The 17,315-nt window shown below is 48.3% G+C and carries 17 protein-coding genes; 14 read left to right on the plus strand and 3 right to left on the minus strand.

Going from position 1 to position 17,315, the window contains the following annotated elements:
* The 3 genes from WIG73_RS06200 to WIG73_RS06210 form a co-directional block, all read right to left on the minus strand.
* Positions 1 to 972: a DUF4367 domain-containing protein gene (locus WIG73_RS06200; protein WP_337399881.1), complete on the minus strand. Its 972-nt coding sequence runs from the start codon at positions 970 to 972 to the stop codon at positions 1 to 3.
* Positions 959 to 1,459 carry a sigma-70 family RNA polymerase sigma factor gene (locus WIG73_RS06205; protein WP_337399734.1) on the minus strand — a complete coding sequence of 167 codons (501 nt, stop codon included), beginning with the start codon at positions 1,457 to 1,459 and terminating at the stop codon, positions 959 to 961. The genes WIG73_RS06200 and WIG73_RS06205 overlap by 14 nt, the downstream gene beginning before the upstream one ends.
* Before the next feature lie 62 nt (positions 1,460 to 1,521).
* A complete protein-coding gene (locus WIG73_RS06210) occupies positions 1,522 to 2,400 on the minus strand; it encodes a stalk domain-containing protein (protein WP_337399735.1) in 879 nt (292 codons plus the stop codon).
* Positions 2,401 to 2,617: 217 nt separating this feature from the next.
* Here WIG73_RS06210 and WIG73_RS06215 point away from each other — a divergent pair, with 217 nt between their 5' ends.
* From WIG73_RS06215 to WIG73_RS06280, 14 genes are all read left to right on the plus strand, one after another.
* Positions 2,618 to 4,099 (plus strand): glucosyltransferase domain-containing protein, encoded by a 1,482-nt coding sequence (locus WIG73_RS06215; protein WP_337399736.1) that lies wholly within the window; start codon positions 2,618 to 2,620, stop codon positions 4,097 to 4,099.
* On the plus strand, positions 4,092 to 4,838 hold the full coding sequence (locus WIG73_RS06220) for a WecB/TagA/CpsF family glycosyltransferase (RefSeq protein WP_249313550.1): 747 nt from the start codon (positions 4,092 to 4,094) through the stop codon (positions 4,836 to 4,838). The genes WIG73_RS06215 and WIG73_RS06220 overlap by 8 nt, the downstream gene beginning before the upstream one ends.
* A gap of 11 nt (positions 4,839 to 4,849) precedes the next feature.
* Positions 4,850 to 5,740: a GTPase Era gene (gene era / locus WIG73_RS06225; protein WP_337399737.1), complete on the plus strand. Its 891-nt coding sequence runs from the start codon at positions 4,850 to 4,852 to the stop codon at positions 5,738 to 5,740.
* Positions 5,741 to 5,755: 15 nt separating this feature from the next.
* Entirely contained in the window at positions 5,756 to 6,502 is a 747-nt protein-coding gene (gene recO / locus WIG73_RS06230; RefSeq protein ID WP_337399738.1) for a DNA repair protein RecO, read from the plus strand.
* Positions 6,503 to 6,518: 16 nt separating this feature from the next.
* A complete protein-coding gene (locus WIG73_RS06235) occupies positions 6,519 to 8,351 on the plus strand; it encodes a TIGR03960 family B12-binding radical SAM protein (protein WP_337399739.1) in 1,833 nt (610 codons plus the stop codon).
* Positions 8,344 to 8,991: a TIGR03936 family radical SAM-associated protein gene (locus WIG73_RS06240; RefSeq protein ID WP_337399740.1), complete on the plus strand. Its 648-nt coding sequence runs from the start codon at positions 8,344 to 8,346 to the stop codon at positions 8,989 to 8,991. The genes WIG73_RS06235 and WIG73_RS06240 overlap by 8 nt, the downstream gene beginning before the upstream one ends.
* A 28-nt stretch (positions 8,992 to 9,019) precedes the next feature.
* Positions 9,020 to 10,354 (plus strand): 16S rRNA (cytosine(967)-C(5))-methyltransferase RsmB, encoded by a 1,335-nt coding sequence (gene rsmB / locus WIG73_RS06245; protein WP_337399741.1) that lies wholly within the window; start codon positions 9,020 to 9,022, stop codon positions 10,352 to 10,354.
* A gap of 16 nt (positions 10,355 to 10,370) precedes the next feature.
* Complete coding sequence (rlmN, locus tag WIG73_RS06250) at positions 10,371 to 11,411, plus strand: 23S rRNA (adenine(2503)-C(2))-methyltransferase RlmN (protein WP_337399742.1); 1,041 nt, start codon at positions 10,371 to 10,373, stop codon at positions 11,409 to 11,411.
* A gap of 15 nt (positions 11,412 to 11,426) precedes the next feature.
* Positions 11,427 to 12,146 (plus strand): Stp1/IreP family PP2C-type Ser/Thr phosphatase, encoded by a 720-nt coding sequence (locus WIG73_RS06255; RefSeq protein WP_177679244.1) that lies wholly within the window; start codon positions 11,427 to 11,429, stop codon positions 12,144 to 12,146.
* Positions 12,147 to 12,173: 27 nt separating this feature from the next.
* The gene (pknB, locus tag WIG73_RS06260) at positions 12,174 to 14,072 is read left to right on the plus strand and encodes a Stk1 family PASTA domain-containing Ser/Thr kinase (RefSeq protein ID WP_249313543.1); all 1,899 of its coding nucleotides are present in this window, start codon (positions 12,174 to 12,176) and stop codon (positions 14,070 to 14,072) included.
* 21 nt (positions 14,073 to 14,093) lie between these two features.
* The gene (rsgA, locus tag WIG73_RS06265) at positions 14,094 to 14,975 is read left to right on the plus strand and encodes a ribosome small subunit-dependent GTPase A (RefSeq protein ID WP_337399743.1); all 882 of its coding nucleotides are present in this window, start codon (positions 14,094 to 14,096) and stop codon (positions 14,973 to 14,975) included.
* 65 nt (positions 14,976 to 15,040) lie between these two features.
* A complete protein-coding gene (locus WIG73_RS06270) occupies positions 15,041 to 15,991 on the plus strand; it encodes a uroporphyrinogen decarboxylase family protein (protein WP_337399744.1) in 951 nt (316 codons plus the stop codon).
* A 44-nt stretch (positions 15,992 to 16,035) separates the two neighbouring features.
* On the plus strand, positions 16,036 to 16,689 hold the full coding sequence (gene rpe / locus WIG73_RS06275; protein ID WP_177679235.1) for a ribulose-phosphate 3-epimerase: 654 nt from the start codon (positions 16,036 to 16,038) through the stop codon (positions 16,687 to 16,689).
* The gene (locus tag WIG73_RS06280) at positions 16,686 to 17,306 is read left to right on the plus strand and encodes a thiamine diphosphokinase (protein ID WP_337399745.1); all 621 of its coding nucleotides are present in this window, start codon (positions 16,686 to 16,688) and stop codon (positions 17,304 to 17,306) included. The genes rpe and WIG73_RS06280 overlap by 4 nt, the downstream gene beginning before the upstream one ends.
* Positions 17,307 to 17,315 lie beyond the last annotated feature (9 nt).

Below are 17,315 nucleotides of genomic sequence, written 5' to 3' on the forward strand. Positions count from 1 at the left end.
TTATTCTTCAATAAATACAAGATTTAAAATGATGGCTTTTAATTCTTCTTTTAAAATTCCATGGCTGCTGGTGATAGAAAACACAGCCGGGCCATTTTGCCAAACGGCAACTTTGCACAGCCCTCCGCTTGACTTTACCGTCACAGCGTTTTCGCCGAATTGCTCGGTTTCTGTCAGCTCATAGGCGTTATAATCGCCGCTGATATCACCGGATCCGGTTCCCGTGCGGTAGGTGAGCCTGTCGTCTTCACTTTCATAATCAACCTGAATAAAATCTTTTCCCAGCTGGGACATATTTGTAATTTGATGCCCTTCCGGCATATATCCCGGCACAAAAAAATCGAAGCCTGCAAGGGCATGAAGCTCTGAAAATTCCTCTGCGCCCTGCATCGGATTTCCGCCGTTAACAGAAGGAAGCGTATCTTCAGGCGGTTCTCCGTCAGAGGGCAGCTGGCTCTCCAACGGTGGAAGCACGCCGGAGGAGGCATTCCCGCCGGGTTCGGCGTCTGCCGGAGGAGCGGATTGTTGCGACGTATCCAGCTTGTTTCCGGAATCGTCCGGTCGCGCTGTCTGTGCAGGCCCATCGCTCTGCCCGTTCCCAGTCTTTGGTTTTTCCGGCTTTCCTGCCGGCGTTTTAACCGCAGGTTTTTCCTGGCCGGCAGGGGGTGTTGGCTTCTCTGCCGTAACTGTCTCATCCCTCTCCGACGGCGGTGCATTGGGCGTCTGCTGCGCCGGCGGCTCTGTCGGCACAAACTCCTCCGGCAGAGCGCTCTGCCCGCCAAAAGGAACTTTTTTTAAAACCGGCGCAAGACATAGAAATAAAAGCACACACGCCGCAAGGCTTCCATACCGGATGCGCCGGTATATTATTTTCTTTCTGTTTTTTTTATGTGAAAGGGCGGCATTCATGACTTTTGCTTTCATTTCGTCGGACAAAACAATTTTATCCATCGACGCTTTATATCGGTTCATCAAAGTCATAATCCTCCTTTAAAATTTGTTTCAGCAGCTTTCTGGCTCTGAATAAATGGGAACGCACCGTTGTCTGTGTTTGCTGCAAAAGCTTTGCAATTTCCGCAGTGCGGTATCCCTCATAGTAATAAAGGTGTACCGCAACGCGGTACTGTTCAGGAAGGCTTAAAACCGCGCGGGTTACATCGCTTCCCTCGTCATAGCTGTCGCAGATCGGAATTTGTGCCTCCTCTTCAAAAAAGGAGGTGTGTTTTCTCCCGTAGGATTTTAACTTGTTTTTACAAAGGTTAACAGACGTTTTCATGAACCAGGCCTTTTCGTGGCCGCTGTCATTAAAATTCGGGGTATAGTCCATAAACTTGATAAAAACTTCCTGCACAACATCTTCGGCATCCTGCATGTTTTTTAAGTAGGAAAAGGATAATCGTAGTATCATATCACCGTATAAATTCAAAAGCCGCGATATGGTCTGTTCTGTCGACTCCAAACAAGATGCCTCCTTTTTTCATTTCCGCCGCACGGCCTGTAAAACCGCAGCCTTAAAAAATTTTATTTTATATTTTCAATGATAACGCGGATATCATTCATAGAAAGTCCTTTTTCTGCGTGAAGGGCAAACATTTCGCCGCTATTCGTCCAAGCTGCGCTGTGAACGGTTTCACCCTCGCCCTTTACGGTTACGGTGAGCCCGCCGATTGTTACGTCTTTCACAGATTCATAAACAGAATAGTCACCGCTGATATCTTCGTCCCCTACAGCCGTTCTGTATGAAATTACACCGTTTCCCGATTCATAAAAAATCTGTAGTATTCGGTTTGAAATAGTGGTAACTGCGCTCATTTCATATCCTTCCGGAAGCTTGGTTGGAACAACAGCGTTAAAACCTGATGCCACAATTGCGTCTTCCACCGTTTTGTGCTCTTTTACAGGGTTGGGAATTTGAACCTGCGACTCTGTTTCCACCTGAAAGGTTATCGTGTTGTCTTTCACGATAACCGCATCGTCATTGCCAAATAAAATTTTGAACATGTTGGCCGGAACAAAGGTTGTGCCGTCTTTCAGTTCGGGGGCCGCGCCCAGCGCCGTCGGCGCAGACATGCCGATTGCAGCGGAACTTGCCTTGTAGTATCTGTCTGCCCCTATGTAAACCGATGTGTTCACAGTTCCGTTGTCTAAGAAAATTCCCTGGCCTTCCGCTTTCCACTCAATCGCAAAACCAAGCTTCTCACCAACGAAACGGACCGGAACCATAATTTGATCTCCTTTAGTATATACCGTTTTGTCCCCAATGTCCAGTTTTTCTTCATTCACAAAAATGCTGTAGTTGTTTTCGCCGCCCGCTGATATTAAATTGCCTTCTGCCGAAACTGCAAACGCCTGTGCGCAGATTAACGCGCCGCTTAATAATAATGTAGTAAATTTTTTCATGATTGTTACCTCCTGAAGTTGTATCATAATTTGTTTTTTGGGCCCTTCACTAATACAAACAACTGGCAAGGCAAAAATGTTGCAGGAAAACAAAAATAATTTATCGAAACTTTTACGAAACCTTTACATTCTGTGAACACCAACGATTTTTCTTGTTTTTTCATGGCTTCCGTGTTATAATATATTTTGTATAATTATGTATAAACAGGAGATTTGTATGAAAAAAACAACGACAGGCTTATTTTTGGACACAGCCTTCGCCGCGGCACTGCTCATAAAGGTTTTCAGCGCGGGATTTTCTTACTTCTGTGTGCTGGACGACTATGTTCAATATGGCTGCTATCCGCTGTATGACAACCTTTCCAGGGTTTATTTCGGAATTGGCACCGCGTCAAACCGGCCTCTGGCGGCGTTTTTCGACCCGGCGGTTTGGGGTGCGTTTTTTCCCAACATGGCTCTTGCGCTGCTCATTCTCTGCGCGTTGTTGTTTTTGTCTGCAAAGCTGTTTGACCGGTGTTTCACGTTGTGCGGAATCGCCGTTACACCGTTTTTCTACGCGGTTTATCTGCTGCTTCCCCTGGGGTTTGAGGGAACATATTGGATTTCAGCGTCTTCACGGATTGTGGTGGGGCTGTTTTTCGCCGCGCTTACGGCATATCTTCTAATTATATATATAAAAGAAAGAAAAGCCTGGCAACTGGTGCTTTACGCGGTCTGCTCCCTGGCCTCTTTCGGGTTTTATGAGTCTGTCACCGTGCTGTCCGGGCTTATTCAGGGGCTGATTATTTTAAAATTTACCTTTGATGAAAAACAGTATAAACGCCTGTGGCTTTTGGCGATTCCGGCTTTGTGCACCGCCGCGGTGCTAGTCTATTATAAGCTGGCGGCCCACATCGGCGCTTTAGGCAGCCGTGCCGCAGAATTTTCTGTCACCCACATTGGCGCCCGGCTGGGCGAGCTTTTCTCCCAGTTTGGATATATCTTCACCGCCGGACTTTACCGCACCACTGCCGCAGGTTTTTTAGACGGGCTGAAAATTCTAATGCAGAACGGCGTTTTCGGCATTGTTATCAGCATTTTGATTTTATGTGTTTCTGTTCTTTGTGCATATGCCGGCGGAAAATATAAACTCTTTGCCGAAGCAAAGCTGTGCGTGCCGCTGGGACTGCTGCTGATTGTTTTGCCCCTTCTGCCCAACATATTGGTGCCGGACGTTTGGCTGACCTACCGCAGCATTGTGGTTTGCCTGCCTGGTTTTTGCGTGCTGTTTGCGCCGCTTTTGGCCTTGGCGTTTCAAAACCGCTGTGCGAAAACCGCCGCGCTGTTTTTGTTAACGTCGGTTTTTTTGGTGGGCTGTGTAAATGAGGTGCACACCTACAAAGCAGTGAGCGAATTGGACGGCCAAATTGTAAACGAGGTGTTACAGCACTTAGACGACGAGGTGCTGGCCGGCAAAAAAGAAACGGTTTTAGTGCTTTCGCAGGAGGTTATCACACCGCAGACGTCTTTTTACAAAGACCATGTGAAAAGCGTTTTTTATGCGGACTGGGCGGTTACCGGCGCTGTCCGCGCCTGCGCGCGGAATATAAAGATTAAAACCATTACTCCCGTATATTCCTTAGAAAATGTGGACAACGAGGGAAAGCAGGTTTTATATATGGATGAATTTTATCATGTGACGGAGGAAACCAATGAGTGACAAAAAAAGGCTGAATGTTTTGGGCGTGGGCGTTGACACCGCTGCAATGAAAGAAGCGGCGGAAACGTTAGTTGCGGCAATGGACGGCGGTTCCGTTTACAGCGTATATACCCCCAATTCGGAAATTATTTTATATGCTTATAAAAATCCTGAATACTGTGCGGTTTTAAACCGGGGCGACATGGTAACGCCTGACGGAATCGGCGTGGTGCACGCTTCAAAAATTTTAAAACGGCCGCTACCCGAGCGTGTGGGCGGATTCGACCTGGCAAACATGGTTTTAGCCAAAATTGCAGGAACGGGCAAATCGGTTTATTTGTTCGGCGGAAAACCCGGCGTGGCAGAGGCTGCGGCGGAAAACCTTTGCCGTCTTTACCCCGGAACCAATATCTGCGGCACGGCGGACGGATATTTTGACACAGAAAAAGAGCAGCGAATTATAGAAGACATCAACGAGAAAAAGCCGGACCTTTTGTTTGTGTGTTTGGGCTTTCCCAAACAGGAGCTTTGGATTGATACACATAAACATGAACTAGGTGCCAAAGTATGTATGGGAATCGGCGGCAGCTTAGACGTGTTTGCAGGCACGGTGAAGCGAGCACCAGTCGGGTTTCAGAAACTGGGGCTTGAGTGGCTTTACCGCCTGATCAAACAGCCGTCCCGGTTTGTCAGAATGTTGGCGCTGCCCAAATTCGGCTTTACGGTTTTGCTCCACGGGAAACAATATTTAGAAAAATAAGGAGATTTTAAATGGCAGAATTTAAATCCGGCTTTGTCAGTATAATCGGCAGGCCCAACGTGGGGAAATCCACCTTAATAAACCGCCTTGTGGGCGAAAAAATTGCAATTATCTCCAGCAAGCCCCAAACCACCAGAAACAACATTTTGGGAATTTTAACAGACGAAGACAAACAAATTGTGTTTACCGACACGCCGGGAATTCACGAACCTACCAGCATGTTGGCGGAGATGATGGTAAAATCCGCAAATAACGCCTTAGTTGACACCGACGCCATTTTGCTTTTGGTGGAACCAATTGCCAACGTGGGACGGACGGAGGAAAAAATCATTGAGCGTTTAAAAAAACAAAAAACGCCTGTGATTTTGGTGATTAATAAAATCGACACAGTGAAAAAAGACGTGTTGCTGTCTGTTATTACGGTATATACAAATGTATTTGACTTTGCCGCCGTAGTGCCCATTTCCGCAAGAAAGTGCGACGGGGTAGATGCCGTGAAGGCAGAGATTGAAAAATTTATAAAACCCGGCCCCCAATATTTTCCCGAGGACATGGTAACCGACCAGCCCCAGCGCCAGATTGCCGCGGAAATCATTCGGGAAAAGCTGCTCAGGAGCTTGAATAAAGAAGTGCCCCATGGCATTGCAATTGAAATCTTTTCTTTTGAGGAGTCGGCCTCGAAACTTACCATTGAGGCAAACATATACTGTGAAAAACAGTCCCACAAGGGAATTATCATCGGCAGGGGCGGCGAAATGCTGAAAAGAATCGGCACCGAGGCCCGCACTGAGCTTGAGCGCATGCATGATAAAAAGGTGTTTTTGTCCCTGTGGGTTAAGGTGAATGAAGACTGGCGGAACAAACGGGGCAAAATTGCAAACTTTGGGTTTGAATTACAATAAACGAGTGGCGATGGCATGGAACTGATAAAAACAGACGGCGTTGTTTTAAAACGGACTTATGTGGGAGAAAAAGACGCCATTATTAAAATTTTGACCAGCGGGGCAGGGCTGGTCTCCGCCTCTGTAAAGGGCGTTAAAAACATGAAAAGCAAGCTTGCTGCCGGAAGCCAGGTGTTTGGCTACAGCGATTTTGTGCTCCGGCCGGGCAAGGAACTTTTTGTTGTGACGCAAAGCGCACAAAAAGAGGGGTTTTTCGGCCTTTCCTCCAACATTGAGCGGCTTTCCTTTGCATCATACTTTGCAGAGCTCACCGCCGCGTTTCACCCCGGCGCTGAGGACGCAAAAGCCATTTTGCCCCTGCTTTTAAACACGTTATACCTGCTCTCAAACTCCAGCAAGAACATGGAGCTGATAAAATGCGTGTTTGAGCTTCGCCTTTTGTGCTATTTGGGGTTTGCCCCAGAGCTTGACGCCTGCACAATGTGCGACGACACCGAGAAGCTGTGCTTTTTCAGCCCCTCGGCAGGAGGAACGGTTTGCCGCAGCTGTGGCGGTGTTCACGACGCATGCATTATCACCGAAAACACCCTGGCCGCCATGCGGTATGCGCAAAACAGCGACGACAAAAAGGCCTTTTCCTTTGCGCTTTCAAAAAGTGCAATCGACGAGTTTGCCCAGTGCACGGAAAAAATGTGCGAACAGGTGTTTTCCCGCCCTTTGCCGTCTTTGGCATATTTAAAACAAATTACAGGAAAACTTTAATTTTCCGGAGGAATTTATGAATTTAGATGCAATTTTAAAAACAGTTGAAAAACCTTCCCGCTATATCGGGAACGAATATAACAGCGTACACAAGGCGCTTGACGATATTTCCATCCGGTTTGGCTTTTGCTTTGCCGACGTGTATGAAATCGGCATGTCCCATTTAGGAATGAAAATTTTATACCACCTGCTAAACACTGCAGAAGACATTTACTGCGAGCGGTTCTTTGCCCCCTGGGTGGACATGGAGGAGCAGATGCGTGCAGAAAACATTCCTTTGTTTTCGCTGGAAACCAAAACGCCTGCCAAAGAGTTCGACTTTTTGGGATTTACGCTTCAGTATGAAATGAGCTACACCAACATTTTAAATATGTTGGATTTGGGCCACATTCCCTTTTATGCAAAGGACCGGGACGAGGAATATCCCATCATCTGTGCAGGCGGTCCCTGCGCTTATAACCCGGAGCCTTTGGCCGACTTTATCGACTTTTTTATGCTGGGCGAGGGAGAAGAAATCATGATGGAAGTGATGGACGTCTACCACAGGGTGAAACAAAACGGCGGCAAAAAAGACGATTTCCTGCGGGAAATTGTGGCCATTGAGGGCATTTATGTGCCAAAATTTTATGATGTGGAGTATCACGAAGACGGCACCATCAAATCCTTTACGAAAAACGATGAACATGCGCCGGACAAAATAAAAAAACGGATTATAAAAGATTTTGACAGCTCCTTTGCGCCGGATAACATCATTGTGCCGTTTATGGAAATCGTCCACGACAGAATTATGCTGGAAATTTTCCGCGGCTGCATCCGCGGCTGCCGGTTTTGCCAGGCGGGCATGATTTACCGCCCTGTGCGGGAGCGGTCGCCGGAAACGCTGCTTTCCTTGGCCCAGCGGCTTATTCAGAACACAGGGTATGAAGAAATTTCCCTTTCCTCTTTAAGCACCAGCGACTATACAAGCTTAAAAGAGCTTACCGACGGGCTTCTTGCCCTTACAGAGCAGAAAAAAATCGGCCTGTCGCTGCCGTCTCTTCGGCTGGACAACTTTTCCATGGAGCTTATGCAAAAGGTGCAAAAGGTAAGAAAATCCGGCCTGACCTTTGCGCCGGAGGCAGGAACCCAGCGGCTTCGGGACGTAATTAATAAAAACATTACGGAGCAGGATTTAAGCACTGCGGCGCAAACGGCATTTTCCGGCGGCTACGGCACGATTAAGCTCTATTTTATGATTGGCCTGCCCACCGAAACGGAAGACGATATTTTAGGAATTTCGAAATTGGCAGACGAGGTGGTTTCCATCTACAAACACACGCCGAAGGAAATACGCAACAAAAACCTGCGGGTTACGGTGAGCGTTTCCTCCTTTGTGCCGAAGCCCTTCACGCCATTCCAGTGGTTCGGGCAGAACACACAGGGGCAGCTGTTTGAAAAACAGATGCTTTTAAAAGACGCAATCAAAAACCGCTACGTTTCTTATAACTGGCACGACTCCTCTTTAAGCATTTTAGAGGGCGTGTTTGCCCGGGGAGACCGAAAGCTTTCTAAAGTATTGGTTGAAGCGCACCGACTGGGCGCAAAGTTTGACAGCTGGCACGAATTTTTTAACATGGAAACATGGCAAACTGCCTTTGCAAACACCGGCATTGACCCCTCATTTTATAACGAGAGGGAGCGCAGCTATGAAGAAATTCTTCCCTGGGATCACATTGACATCGGCGTCTCCAAAGCGTTTTTGATGAATGAGAACGAAAAGGCAAAGCGGGGCGAGCCAACCGCAAACTGCCGGGAAAAATGCGCCGGCTGCGGTGTCATTCCGTCTTTTGGAGGTGGGTTCTGTGGCTAAATTCCGCATTCAGTTTACAAAGTATGGCGACATGAAATATGTGTCCCACTTAGACATGATCCGCCTGTTTACGCGCATGTTTCACCGGGCGGAGCTGCCCGTGGCATATTCCAACGGATTTAACCCCCACCCGAAAATGTCGGTTCTGCTGCCGCTGTCTGTGGGGTTTGAGTCATCCTGCGAATATTTAGACGCCGAGTTTGAAAAAAGCGTCAGCATGCTGGAGTGCTTGAAAAAATTAAAATCCGCAGCGCCTTTGGGCATGGAAATTCCCCAAATTTGCGAGTTAAACGAAACCAGCAGAAAAGCAAAGGAAATCCGCTACGCAAGTTATGATATCACCACAGACGCGAAAATAGATGCAGACAAACTGGAACGCTTTTTAGAGCGGGAAACCGTTAAAATTGTGAAAAAAACAAAACGCTCCGAGGGCGTGGCGGACATTCGGCCCGATATTATGGATTTGTGCCGGAAAGAGGAGCATTCTTTTTCTGCAGTGATTTCCGCAGGCAGCAACGCAAACTTAAAACCAGATTTATTAATAGAAGCAATGAAAACATATATAGAAGAATTTCGTCCCCAAACGGTCAGCATTTGCCGCACGGGCATCCTAACGGAACGGGGCGAACCGATGATGTAGTTTTACATACCGAAATGGGGTGAACGAATTGACTGCGCGGCAGGCGGCACTTAAAATTTTAACGAAAACCGAAACAAATCACGGATATTTAAATCTGGTGTATATGGAGGTTTTAAAGGCGAACAACTTTTCGCCCTTAGATGCCGCTTTTATAAAAGAACTGGTTTTCGGCGTTTACCGAAACAAGCTTTATTTAGATTACATCATCCGCGCAAACGCATCCCTGCGTCTGAAAAAAATTGAACCGACGGTATTAAACATTTTGCGGTTGGGCGTTTATCAGATTTTGTTTATGAATAAAATCCCCGACCACGCCGCTGTGTCAGAGGCGGTTTCCCTTGCGAAAAAACGAAGCCGCGGCCGCACGGCGGGATTTGTAAACGCTGTTTTGCGGTCGGTGCTGCGAAGCGGCGGGGCTGACCTTTCGCCCTTAAAAAAAGACGCCGTAAAGTATTTCAGCGTAAAATTCTCCTACCCCGAGGAGTTGACCTCGTTTTTTGTAAACACCTTTGGCAAGAGCCGTGCAGAGGCGCTTTTGGCAGCAGGGAACGAAACACCGCCCCTCTGTGTTCGGGTAAATATTTTAAAAACAACCCGGCAGGAGCTGGCTGAAAAACTGCACCGCGCCGGCATTGAAACGAAAGAAACGCCGTTTACCGACTGCGGACTGTATCTGTTTGGCGCAAGCGAGCAGGCAAGGCGAGAGTTTTCTTCTCTTTTCACTGTGCAGGACCAAAGCTCACAGCTTGCGGCACTTTCCCTTTCGCCCGAGCCGGGCGACACGGTGTTAGACCTTTGCGCCGCACCGGGCGGCAAAACCACGCACTTAGCAGAGCTGATGGAAAACTGCGGACAAATTTACGCCTCAGACCTGTATGAAAAACGGCTTCATGCCGTAAACGAGGCGGCAAAACGGCTGGGCATTACCATAATAAAAACCAAACAGGCAGACGCGGCGGAGCCCAATCCGGCACTTAGACAGATTGCCGACAAAGTCCTGCTGGACGTGCCCTGTTCCGGGCTGGGTATTATCCGGCGCAAACCTGACATAAAATATAAAGAACACATTACCGATTTTGATGAAATTTTATCTGTGCAGCAGCAAATTTTAAACACGGCAAAAGAGTATGTAAAGCCCGGCGGCATTTTGGTTTACTCCACCTGCACCATAAACCCTTCCGAAAACTTGGGGCGCGTTCATGCTTTTTTAAAGGAAAATCCGAATTTTGAAATGGACGCAATGAAAAATCCCCACATCGCCGGGGAAATGGCACAGCGGGCCAAAGCGGGATTTATCGAGCTGTTTCCGGACACGGATAACAGCGACGGATTTTTTGTTTGCAGACTGAAAAAATTAAGATAGAAGAAAAGGCTAACCCATGAAAACAGATTTCAGAAACCTTACATTTGAAGAAACCCAGGCGCTTTGCAAGTCGCTTTCGCTGCCCGGCTACCGCGCCGGACAGATTTTCAGCGCCGTTTTTAAAACAGACGCGATTTGCGAAATTACCACCCTTTCTAAGGAGCTGAGAGAAACCCTTTCGGAACATTATTATATTGGAACCCTCACCTGCCAGGAAAAACAGGTGTCGAAAAAAGACGGCACCGTGAAATTTTTGTTCTGCCTTTCCGACGGCAGCCTGATTGAAAGCGTGTTCATGCGCTATCACCACGGCAACACGCTGTGTGTGTCCACCCAGGTGGGCTGCGCCATGGGGTGCGCGTTCTGTGCTTCCACAATCGGCGGCAAGGTGCGCAACCTCTCCGCCGCCGAAATTTTAGAGCAAATCTTGGCGGCAGAAAAGGAAACCGGCGAAAAAATCTCCAATATTGTGATGATGGGCATTGGCGAACCGTTAGACAATTTTGACAACGTGGTAAAATTCTTAAAAATTGTGAACCATAAAGACGCGCTGAATATCGGCTACCGCCACATTTCGCTGTCCACCTGCGGGGTGGTGCCGAAAATTTATGAGCTGGCAAGCCTGAACCTGCCAATTACGCTTTCTGTTTCGCTTCACGCGCCTTTTAACGATTTACGAAGCGAAATTATGCCCATCAACAAAAAATATCCGCTGGAAACCTTAACCGCGGCAATGACGCATTATATTCAAAAAACAAACCGGCGGATCAGCATTGAATATGCCTTGATCCGCGGCAAAAACGACAGCACAGCCTGTGCGGACAAATTGGCAAAACTGTTTTCCGGCGGGCTTTACCATATCAATTTAATTCCCGTGAACAACGTGCGGGAACGTGATTTTAAAAAAACAGAAAAACAGCATGTGGCGGCGTTTTTAAAACGGCTTGTCGAAAGAGGCTTAAACGCTACCGTAAGACGGGAGCTGGGAAGCGACATAGACGCTGCATGCGGACAGCTCAGGAAAAAAGCAGCACACATAGAAACAGACATAAATTAACGAGGTGATAAACGAATGGAAGTGAGTTCAGCTACAAGCGTCGGACGCATCCGTCCTCTAAACGAGGATTCCTATTTTGTGTCCGAGCCTGACCAGTCCGGCACGGTTTTGGCCATTGTTGCCGACGGCATGGGCGGCCACAACGCAGGCGAGGTTGCCAGCGGCAAGGCCGTGGGAATTGTGCAGAAGGACGTTCTTGGAAAATGCGGCAAAAATGCAAAAGACGTTTTGGTAAAAGCCGTAAACGACGCCAACCGCGAAATTTATGAAATGAGCGTAAACGCCAGAAATCTTTCGGGCATGGGCACCACCATGACGGCCTGCGTTGCGGAGGAACACAACGTGACCGCGGTTCAGGTGGGCGATTCCAGGCTATACTTAATCCGCGGGGAGAAAATTACGCAAATCACAAAAGACCACTCCCTGGTGGAAATGCTTTTAGAAAACGGCAAAATCACAAAGGAGGAGGCGCGGCGCCATCCCCAGAAGAACATCATTACCCGCGCGGTGGGAACGGACAAGACCGTTGAAGCGGACATTTACGAGTTTCGGGCAGAGGCGGGCGACGTAATTCTACTCTGCTCCGACGGCTTGGTGAACATGGTGGAGGACGAAGAAATTCTGTCTGTTATAAATTTAAGCGAAACGCTAAACGACGCGGCAAACAAACTGGTTGCGGAAGCGGAAACCGCTGGCGGCACGGATAATATAACCGTAATTTTAATCAGGTTTTAAAATTACCAGAAACGGAGATGGCAAATCATGATGAGTGGAAAGATTATTGATGGGAGATACGAAATTATAGAGGAAATCGGCCGGGGCGGAATGGCCATTGTTTACCGGGCAAAATGCCTGGTTCTAAACCGGTATGTGGCAATTAAGGTGCTGCGTCCGGAATACCGGGACGATTTGGAGTTTATCAAGCGGTTTAAAATTGAGGCGCAGTCCGCTGGCAGCCTGTCTCACCCGAATATCGTTTCAATTTATGATGTAGGAAACGAAGACGATTTGGAATATATCGTCATGGAATATGTGGAGGGCATCACCTTAAAACAATACTTGAGCGCAAAGGGAGTTCTCCAGTGGAAAGAGGCGGTTGACTATGCTTCCCAAATTTGTTCCGGTCTTGAGCATGCTCACAAAAAGGGCATTGTGCATAAAGACATTAAGCCGGAAAACATTATCATCACCAAAGAGGGAATTTTAAAAATTACCGATTTTGGCATTGCAAAGGCGTTAAACCAGGGAACCATTACCACCGGCGGCCTCACCATGGGCAGTGTGCATTATTTTTCTCCGGAGCAGGCCCGGGGCGGGTTTACCGACGCGAAAACTGACCTTTATTCTTTGGGCATTTTAACCTACGAGATGGTGACGGGACGGCTCCCCTTTGAAGGGGAATCCGCCATCAGCATTGCCATGCAGCATTTAGAAACCGAGCCTGTGCGCCCGTCGGTGTTTAACCCGTCTATTCCAAAATCCTTGGAAACGGTAATTTTAAAAGCAATGAAAAAAGAACAGAGCGAACGGTATCAAACGGCCACACAAATGCTGATTGACTTAAAAAAGGTTTACGTGGGCTCTGAGGTACGGTACGACGAAGGAGATGAGTTTACGAAAAAATTCACGCCGATTAATCCGCAAACTGCAAGCAACAAAAACGGTGCACCCCAGGGTGCGAAAAACGGCACCCCCCAGCGCAGATCCCAGAACAGCCAAGGCAAAGCCCCTGTGAAAAAACAGCCCTCCCGCGCCGAGCTCGCCAAGGCGAAAAAGAAGAAAAAGAAAGGCGACACCTTAGGCATTGTGGCCGGCATTTTTGCTGGTATTGCGGTGATTGCCTTAGCGATTTGGGGCTGGTCGTTTATGACGGGCGGCTCAAAAAACGAGGTGGAGTGTCCTGAACTTGTGAACCACACCTGTGCCGAGGCGCTGGAACTAATTGAAGGCACCAAGCTGAAAATTGTGCAGGAAAACGGCAAGGAAATTCAGGCAGATGATGAGGGCATCATTGTAACGCAGGACCCAAAAAGCGGCAAAAAAATTAAAAACAACGCAAAAATAACCGTCACATTGGGCGACCAGCCTGCCACTATGGAAAAAATCCCCTCAGTTGCAGGAATGACGGAGGCAGACGCAACTTCTGCATTAAAAGCGCTGAAATTTGACGTTACCGTGGAACGGCAGGACAACAGCGACGTAGCCGCAGGCCGCGTTATCAGTACCCATCCGGCGGCCGGCACCTCTGCATCGGAGGGTTCTGTCGTTACCATATACGTAAGCAACGGCAATAAAAACGACAACACCGAAAATGAATATACCATTGTTCCCGATTTGCTTGGTAAAACGGAAAACGAAGCGAAATCTGCTTTAGAGCGCGCCGACTTAAAGCTTGGTGAAGTGCAGCAGGTGGCAAGCGAAAAGGAAAAGGGAACGGTTGTGAAACAGTCTGAAGCTGAAGGTAACCGGGTGAAGAAAAATAAAGCCATCGACATTCGCATCAGCAGCGGCAAAGCGGCAACCTCCGCCACGCCAACACCTTCTGCAAAGCCCTCGGCAAGCGCATCTCCCTCCTCCACGCCGAAGCCTTCGTCCACGCCCACCAGCGGCGGCGATGACGAACCAAACGAGGGCGGCAACAACGGCACAAATGAGGATTAACCGAAAGGACGGCTTGCATAAATGACTGGTACAATCATGAAAGGAATCGGCGGGTTCTATTATGTAAAATGCGACAGCGGCACGGTTTTCTCCTGTCGCGCAAGGGGCCGGTTCCGCAAAGACGGGCAGGTTCCCATGGTGGGCGACAGGGTGGAGATTGAAATTACCGACCCAGAAGAAAAAGAAGGGTATGTAACCAAAATCGGGCCGCGGAAAAACCAGTTTTTCCGGCCTCCCGTTTCCAATATCGACTTACTTTTGGTCACCTTTGCCATAAGCGCACCGGAACCGGCCTTAGAATTGATTGACAAGCTGACAGTTACTGCGGTATCCCAGGGGGTAGACTGTGCCGTGTGCATTAATAAAGCAGAATTGAACCGGGAAAAAGCCGCCGATTTAGCAAAGGAATATGCATTGGCAGACTTTCCCGTGATTGTCTGCTCCGCCAAAACAGGCGAGGGTGTGGATCGTTTAAAAGACCTGTTAAAGGGAAAGGTTACCGCACTGGCCGGAAGCTCGGGAGTTGGGAAATCCAGTCTGCTCAACGCCATGGGGGAAAACTTCACCTTAAAAACCGGAGCGGTGAGCGATAAAATTCAGCGGGGAAAACACACCACACGGCATACAGAGCTGTTCCCTCTCTCCTTCGGAGGTTTTGTGTTCGACACACCGGGGTTTGGCTCTTTTGAAGTGGAAAAGATGATGGCCCAGAATCTTTCCGCCATGTTTCCGGAAATTGCAAAACACGGCGGCCAGTGCCGGTTTCCGGGGTGCAGCCACATCACCGAGCCGGACTGCTCGGTGAAAGACGCATTAAACAGAGGCGAAATCGGTCAAAACCGCTACAACAGCTACTGTGCACTTTACAACTCTTTAAAAGATGTTAAAGACTGGCAGCTTTAAAAAGAACAGCTGTTAAAAATTTATATCATTTTCTATTAAATCAGAACAATAAGAGGTGAAGCATTATGACGCCAAAAGAACGTGCAGTGGCGGCGCTAAATTTGCAGACGCCGGATATGGTTCCTACTTTTGAACTGGAGTTTCAGTTAGCAGAGGAAATGTTCGGCAGGCCCTTTTTCGGTGCGCAGTTCAGCGAGGAAAATCAACGCAAAATGAGCCGAAAGGAAAAGGACCGCGCCATTTATGAAGAGGCGGAATATACCGCAGAGGTTTATTCCAAATTGGAATATTCCATTATTCCGGCGCACGGATATGAATTAAAAGATCCAAACGACTTAGCCCTGTATCATCGCTGTCTGCGCGAAATTGTAGGCGATACCGTAATGCTCGGAAGCCACGGCGACGGTACGTTTGCAATCCCGGACGGCAATGAAATGTATGAATTTGCATACCGCATGGCAGACGACCCCAAGGGACTGAAAGCAGAAGCGCAGAAACGGGCAGACGCGGCGATTGAACACAACAAATGGCTGCAGGAAAACGGCATCGACTGCCTGCTGCTCTGTTCGGATTATTGTTATAATAACGGACCGTTTCTGTCTCCCCAAAACTTTGGCGAGTTCATTCAGTCGTATCTGTATCAGATTATTGACGCTGCCAGAAAAGACGGATTATATACCATTAAACACACAGACGGAAACATTATGCCGATTTTAGACCAATTGGTGGAATGTAACCCTCACGCTCTGCACTCGTTAGACCCCATGGCAGGCGTGGACATTAAAAAGGTAAAAGAGCTGGTGGGTGACAAAGTGTGCCTGTGCGGCAATGTGCATTGTGCGGCGCTGCAAACCGGCACCGAACAAGATGTGACAGACAGCGCGGAATATTGTCTGACCTACGGAAAGCCCGGCGGCGGATACATCTTCTGCACCAGCAACGTGCCGTTTAAAGGAATGGATCCCAAACGCTATCAGCTGGTATTGGATATCTGGAAACGGATGCGCATGTATTAAATAAGAGAACAGCAGAAAACGGCAGCATAAAGGGAGGAATACCAATGATTTTATTAGCTCCATCCATTCTTTCGGCAGATTTTTCCCGATTGGGCGAGGAGGTGTCTGCGGTGGAAGCCGCAGGCGCGCAATATCTTCATATCGACGTAATGGACGGGCATTTTGTGCCCAACATTTCATTTGGCGCGCCGGTGATGAAAAGCATTCGTAAAATGAGCCAAATGGTGTTCGACGTTCATTTAATGATTTCGGACCCCCTGCGCTATATTGACGATTTTGCGGCCGCCGGAGCAGATATTATTACGTTTCACATTGGCTGCAGCAGCGACATCGATGAAACGCTGGATAAAATAAAGTCGCACAACATAAAATGCGGCCTGGCTGTGAACCCCGACGTTCCGGCAGAGCGGCTGTTCCCTTACCGGGACAAAATCGACATGGCGCTGATTATGTCGGTGTTTGCAGGCTTCGGCGGTCAGAGCTACATTGACGGTGTAAACGCCAAAATCCAGGCAGCGCGAACCTTTTTCGGCCCGGATTTCGACATTGAGGTCGACGGCGGCATAAATTTAACGAACAAAACTGTTCCCATAGCAAACGGCGCAAACGTTTTGGTTGCAGGCACCGCAATTTTTGGGGCGCAGTCGCCCAAAGAGGCGGTTTGCTCATTTTTAAACGAAACGGAGATAGACAATTGAACGCGTTGATTTTTGCCGGCGGTGATTTTGACGGTCTGCCGGAGGGCGTTTGCCCTGATGATTTCAACCTGATTCTTGCCGCGGACAAAGGCTACAGCTATGCGGAACGCTTAAGGCTGGTACCAGACATATTTGTTGGTGATTTAGACTCTTTCTTTGACGAAAACAAAATTCAAAGCCGGGAAATTGTTCGCCTTCGGCCGGAAAAGGACATGACCGACACCCAGGAAGCCATTCAAATTGCAATCCGCCATGGCGCAGACAGCATTTTGGTTTTAGGTGCGCTGGGAGGGCGGATTGACCACACCCTTGCCAATATTCAACTATTAAAGTTTGGGCTTGACCGCGGCATAAAAGTCGCTCTTGCGGACAAGGACAATTACATAACGCTGATCAACACCCCAGTGCGGATTCCGCGGCAGGAAGGCCGGTGTCTTTCTTTAATTCCACTCACCAAATGCGAGCACGTGTTTGCCCGGGGAGTTTACTATCCCTTAAGCGACGCGGTAATGGATTTGGGAAACTCTTTGGGGGTCAGCAACGAATTTATTCAGGAATATGCAGAAATTGACCCGGGAAACGGGCTGATGTTACTGATGGTTTGCAGAAAAAAATAGAGGACGGTG

The sequence above is a fragment of the Congzhengia sp. genome, from assembly GCF_037235575.1.
GTDB lineage: Bacteria > Bacillota > Clostridia > UBA1381 > UBA9506 > Congzhengia > Congzhengia minquanensis.

What these genes read in the sequence shown, in the direction of transcription:
- WIG73_RS06200 (WP_337399881.1), bottom strand. Translation starts at nt 972, where the DNA reads ATGAACCGATATAAAGCGTCGATGGATAAAATTGTTTTGTCCGACGAA.
- WIG73_RS06210 (WP_337399735.1), bottom strand. Translation starts at nt 2,400, where the DNA reads ATGAAAAAATTTACTACATTATTATTAAGCGGCGCGTTAATCTGCGCA.
- WIG73_RS06215 (WP_337399736.1), top strand. Translation starts at nt 2,618, where the DNA reads ATGAAAAAAACAACGACAGGCTTATTTTTGGACACAGCCTTCGCCGCG.
- WIG73_RS06220 (WP_249313550.1), top strand. Translation starts at nt 4,092, where the DNA reads ATGAGTGACAAAAAAAGGCTGAATGTTTTGGGCGTGGGCGTTGACACC.
- era (WP_337399737.1), top strand. Translation starts at nt 4,850, where the DNA reads ATGGCAGAATTTAAATCCGGCTTTGTCAGTATAATCGGCAGGCCCAAC.
- recO (WP_337399738.1), top strand. Translation starts at nt 5,756, where the DNA reads ATGGAACTGATAAAAACAGACGGCGTTGTTTTAAAACGGACTTATGTG.
- WIG73_RS06235 (WP_337399739.1), top strand. Translation starts at nt 6,519, where the DNA reads ATGAATTTAGATGCAATTTTAAAAACAGTTGAAAAACCTTCCCGCTAT.
- rlmN (WP_337399742.1), top strand. Translation starts at nt 10,371, where the DNA reads ATGAAAACAGATTTCAGAAACCTTACATTTGAAGAAACCCAGGCGCTT.
- WIG73_RS06255 (WP_177679244.1), top strand. Translation starts at nt 11,427, where the DNA reads ATGGAAGTGAGTTCAGCTACAAGCGTCGGACGCATCCGTCCTCTAAAC.
- pknB (WP_249313543.1), top strand. Translation starts at nt 12,174, where the DNA reads ATGATGAGTGGAAAGATTATTGATGGGAGATACGAAATTATAGAGGAA.
- rsgA (WP_337399743.1), top strand. Translation starts at nt 14,094, where the DNA reads ATGACTGGTACAATCATGAAAGGAATCGGCGGGTTCTATTATGTAAAA.
- WIG73_RS06270 (WP_337399744.1), top strand. Translation starts at nt 15,041, where the DNA reads ATGACGCCAAAAGAACGTGCAGTGGCGGCGCTAAATTTGCAGACGCCG.
- rpe (WP_177679235.1), top strand. Translation starts at nt 16,036, where the DNA reads ATGATTTTATTAGCTCCATCCATTCTTTCGGCAGATTTTTCCCGATTG.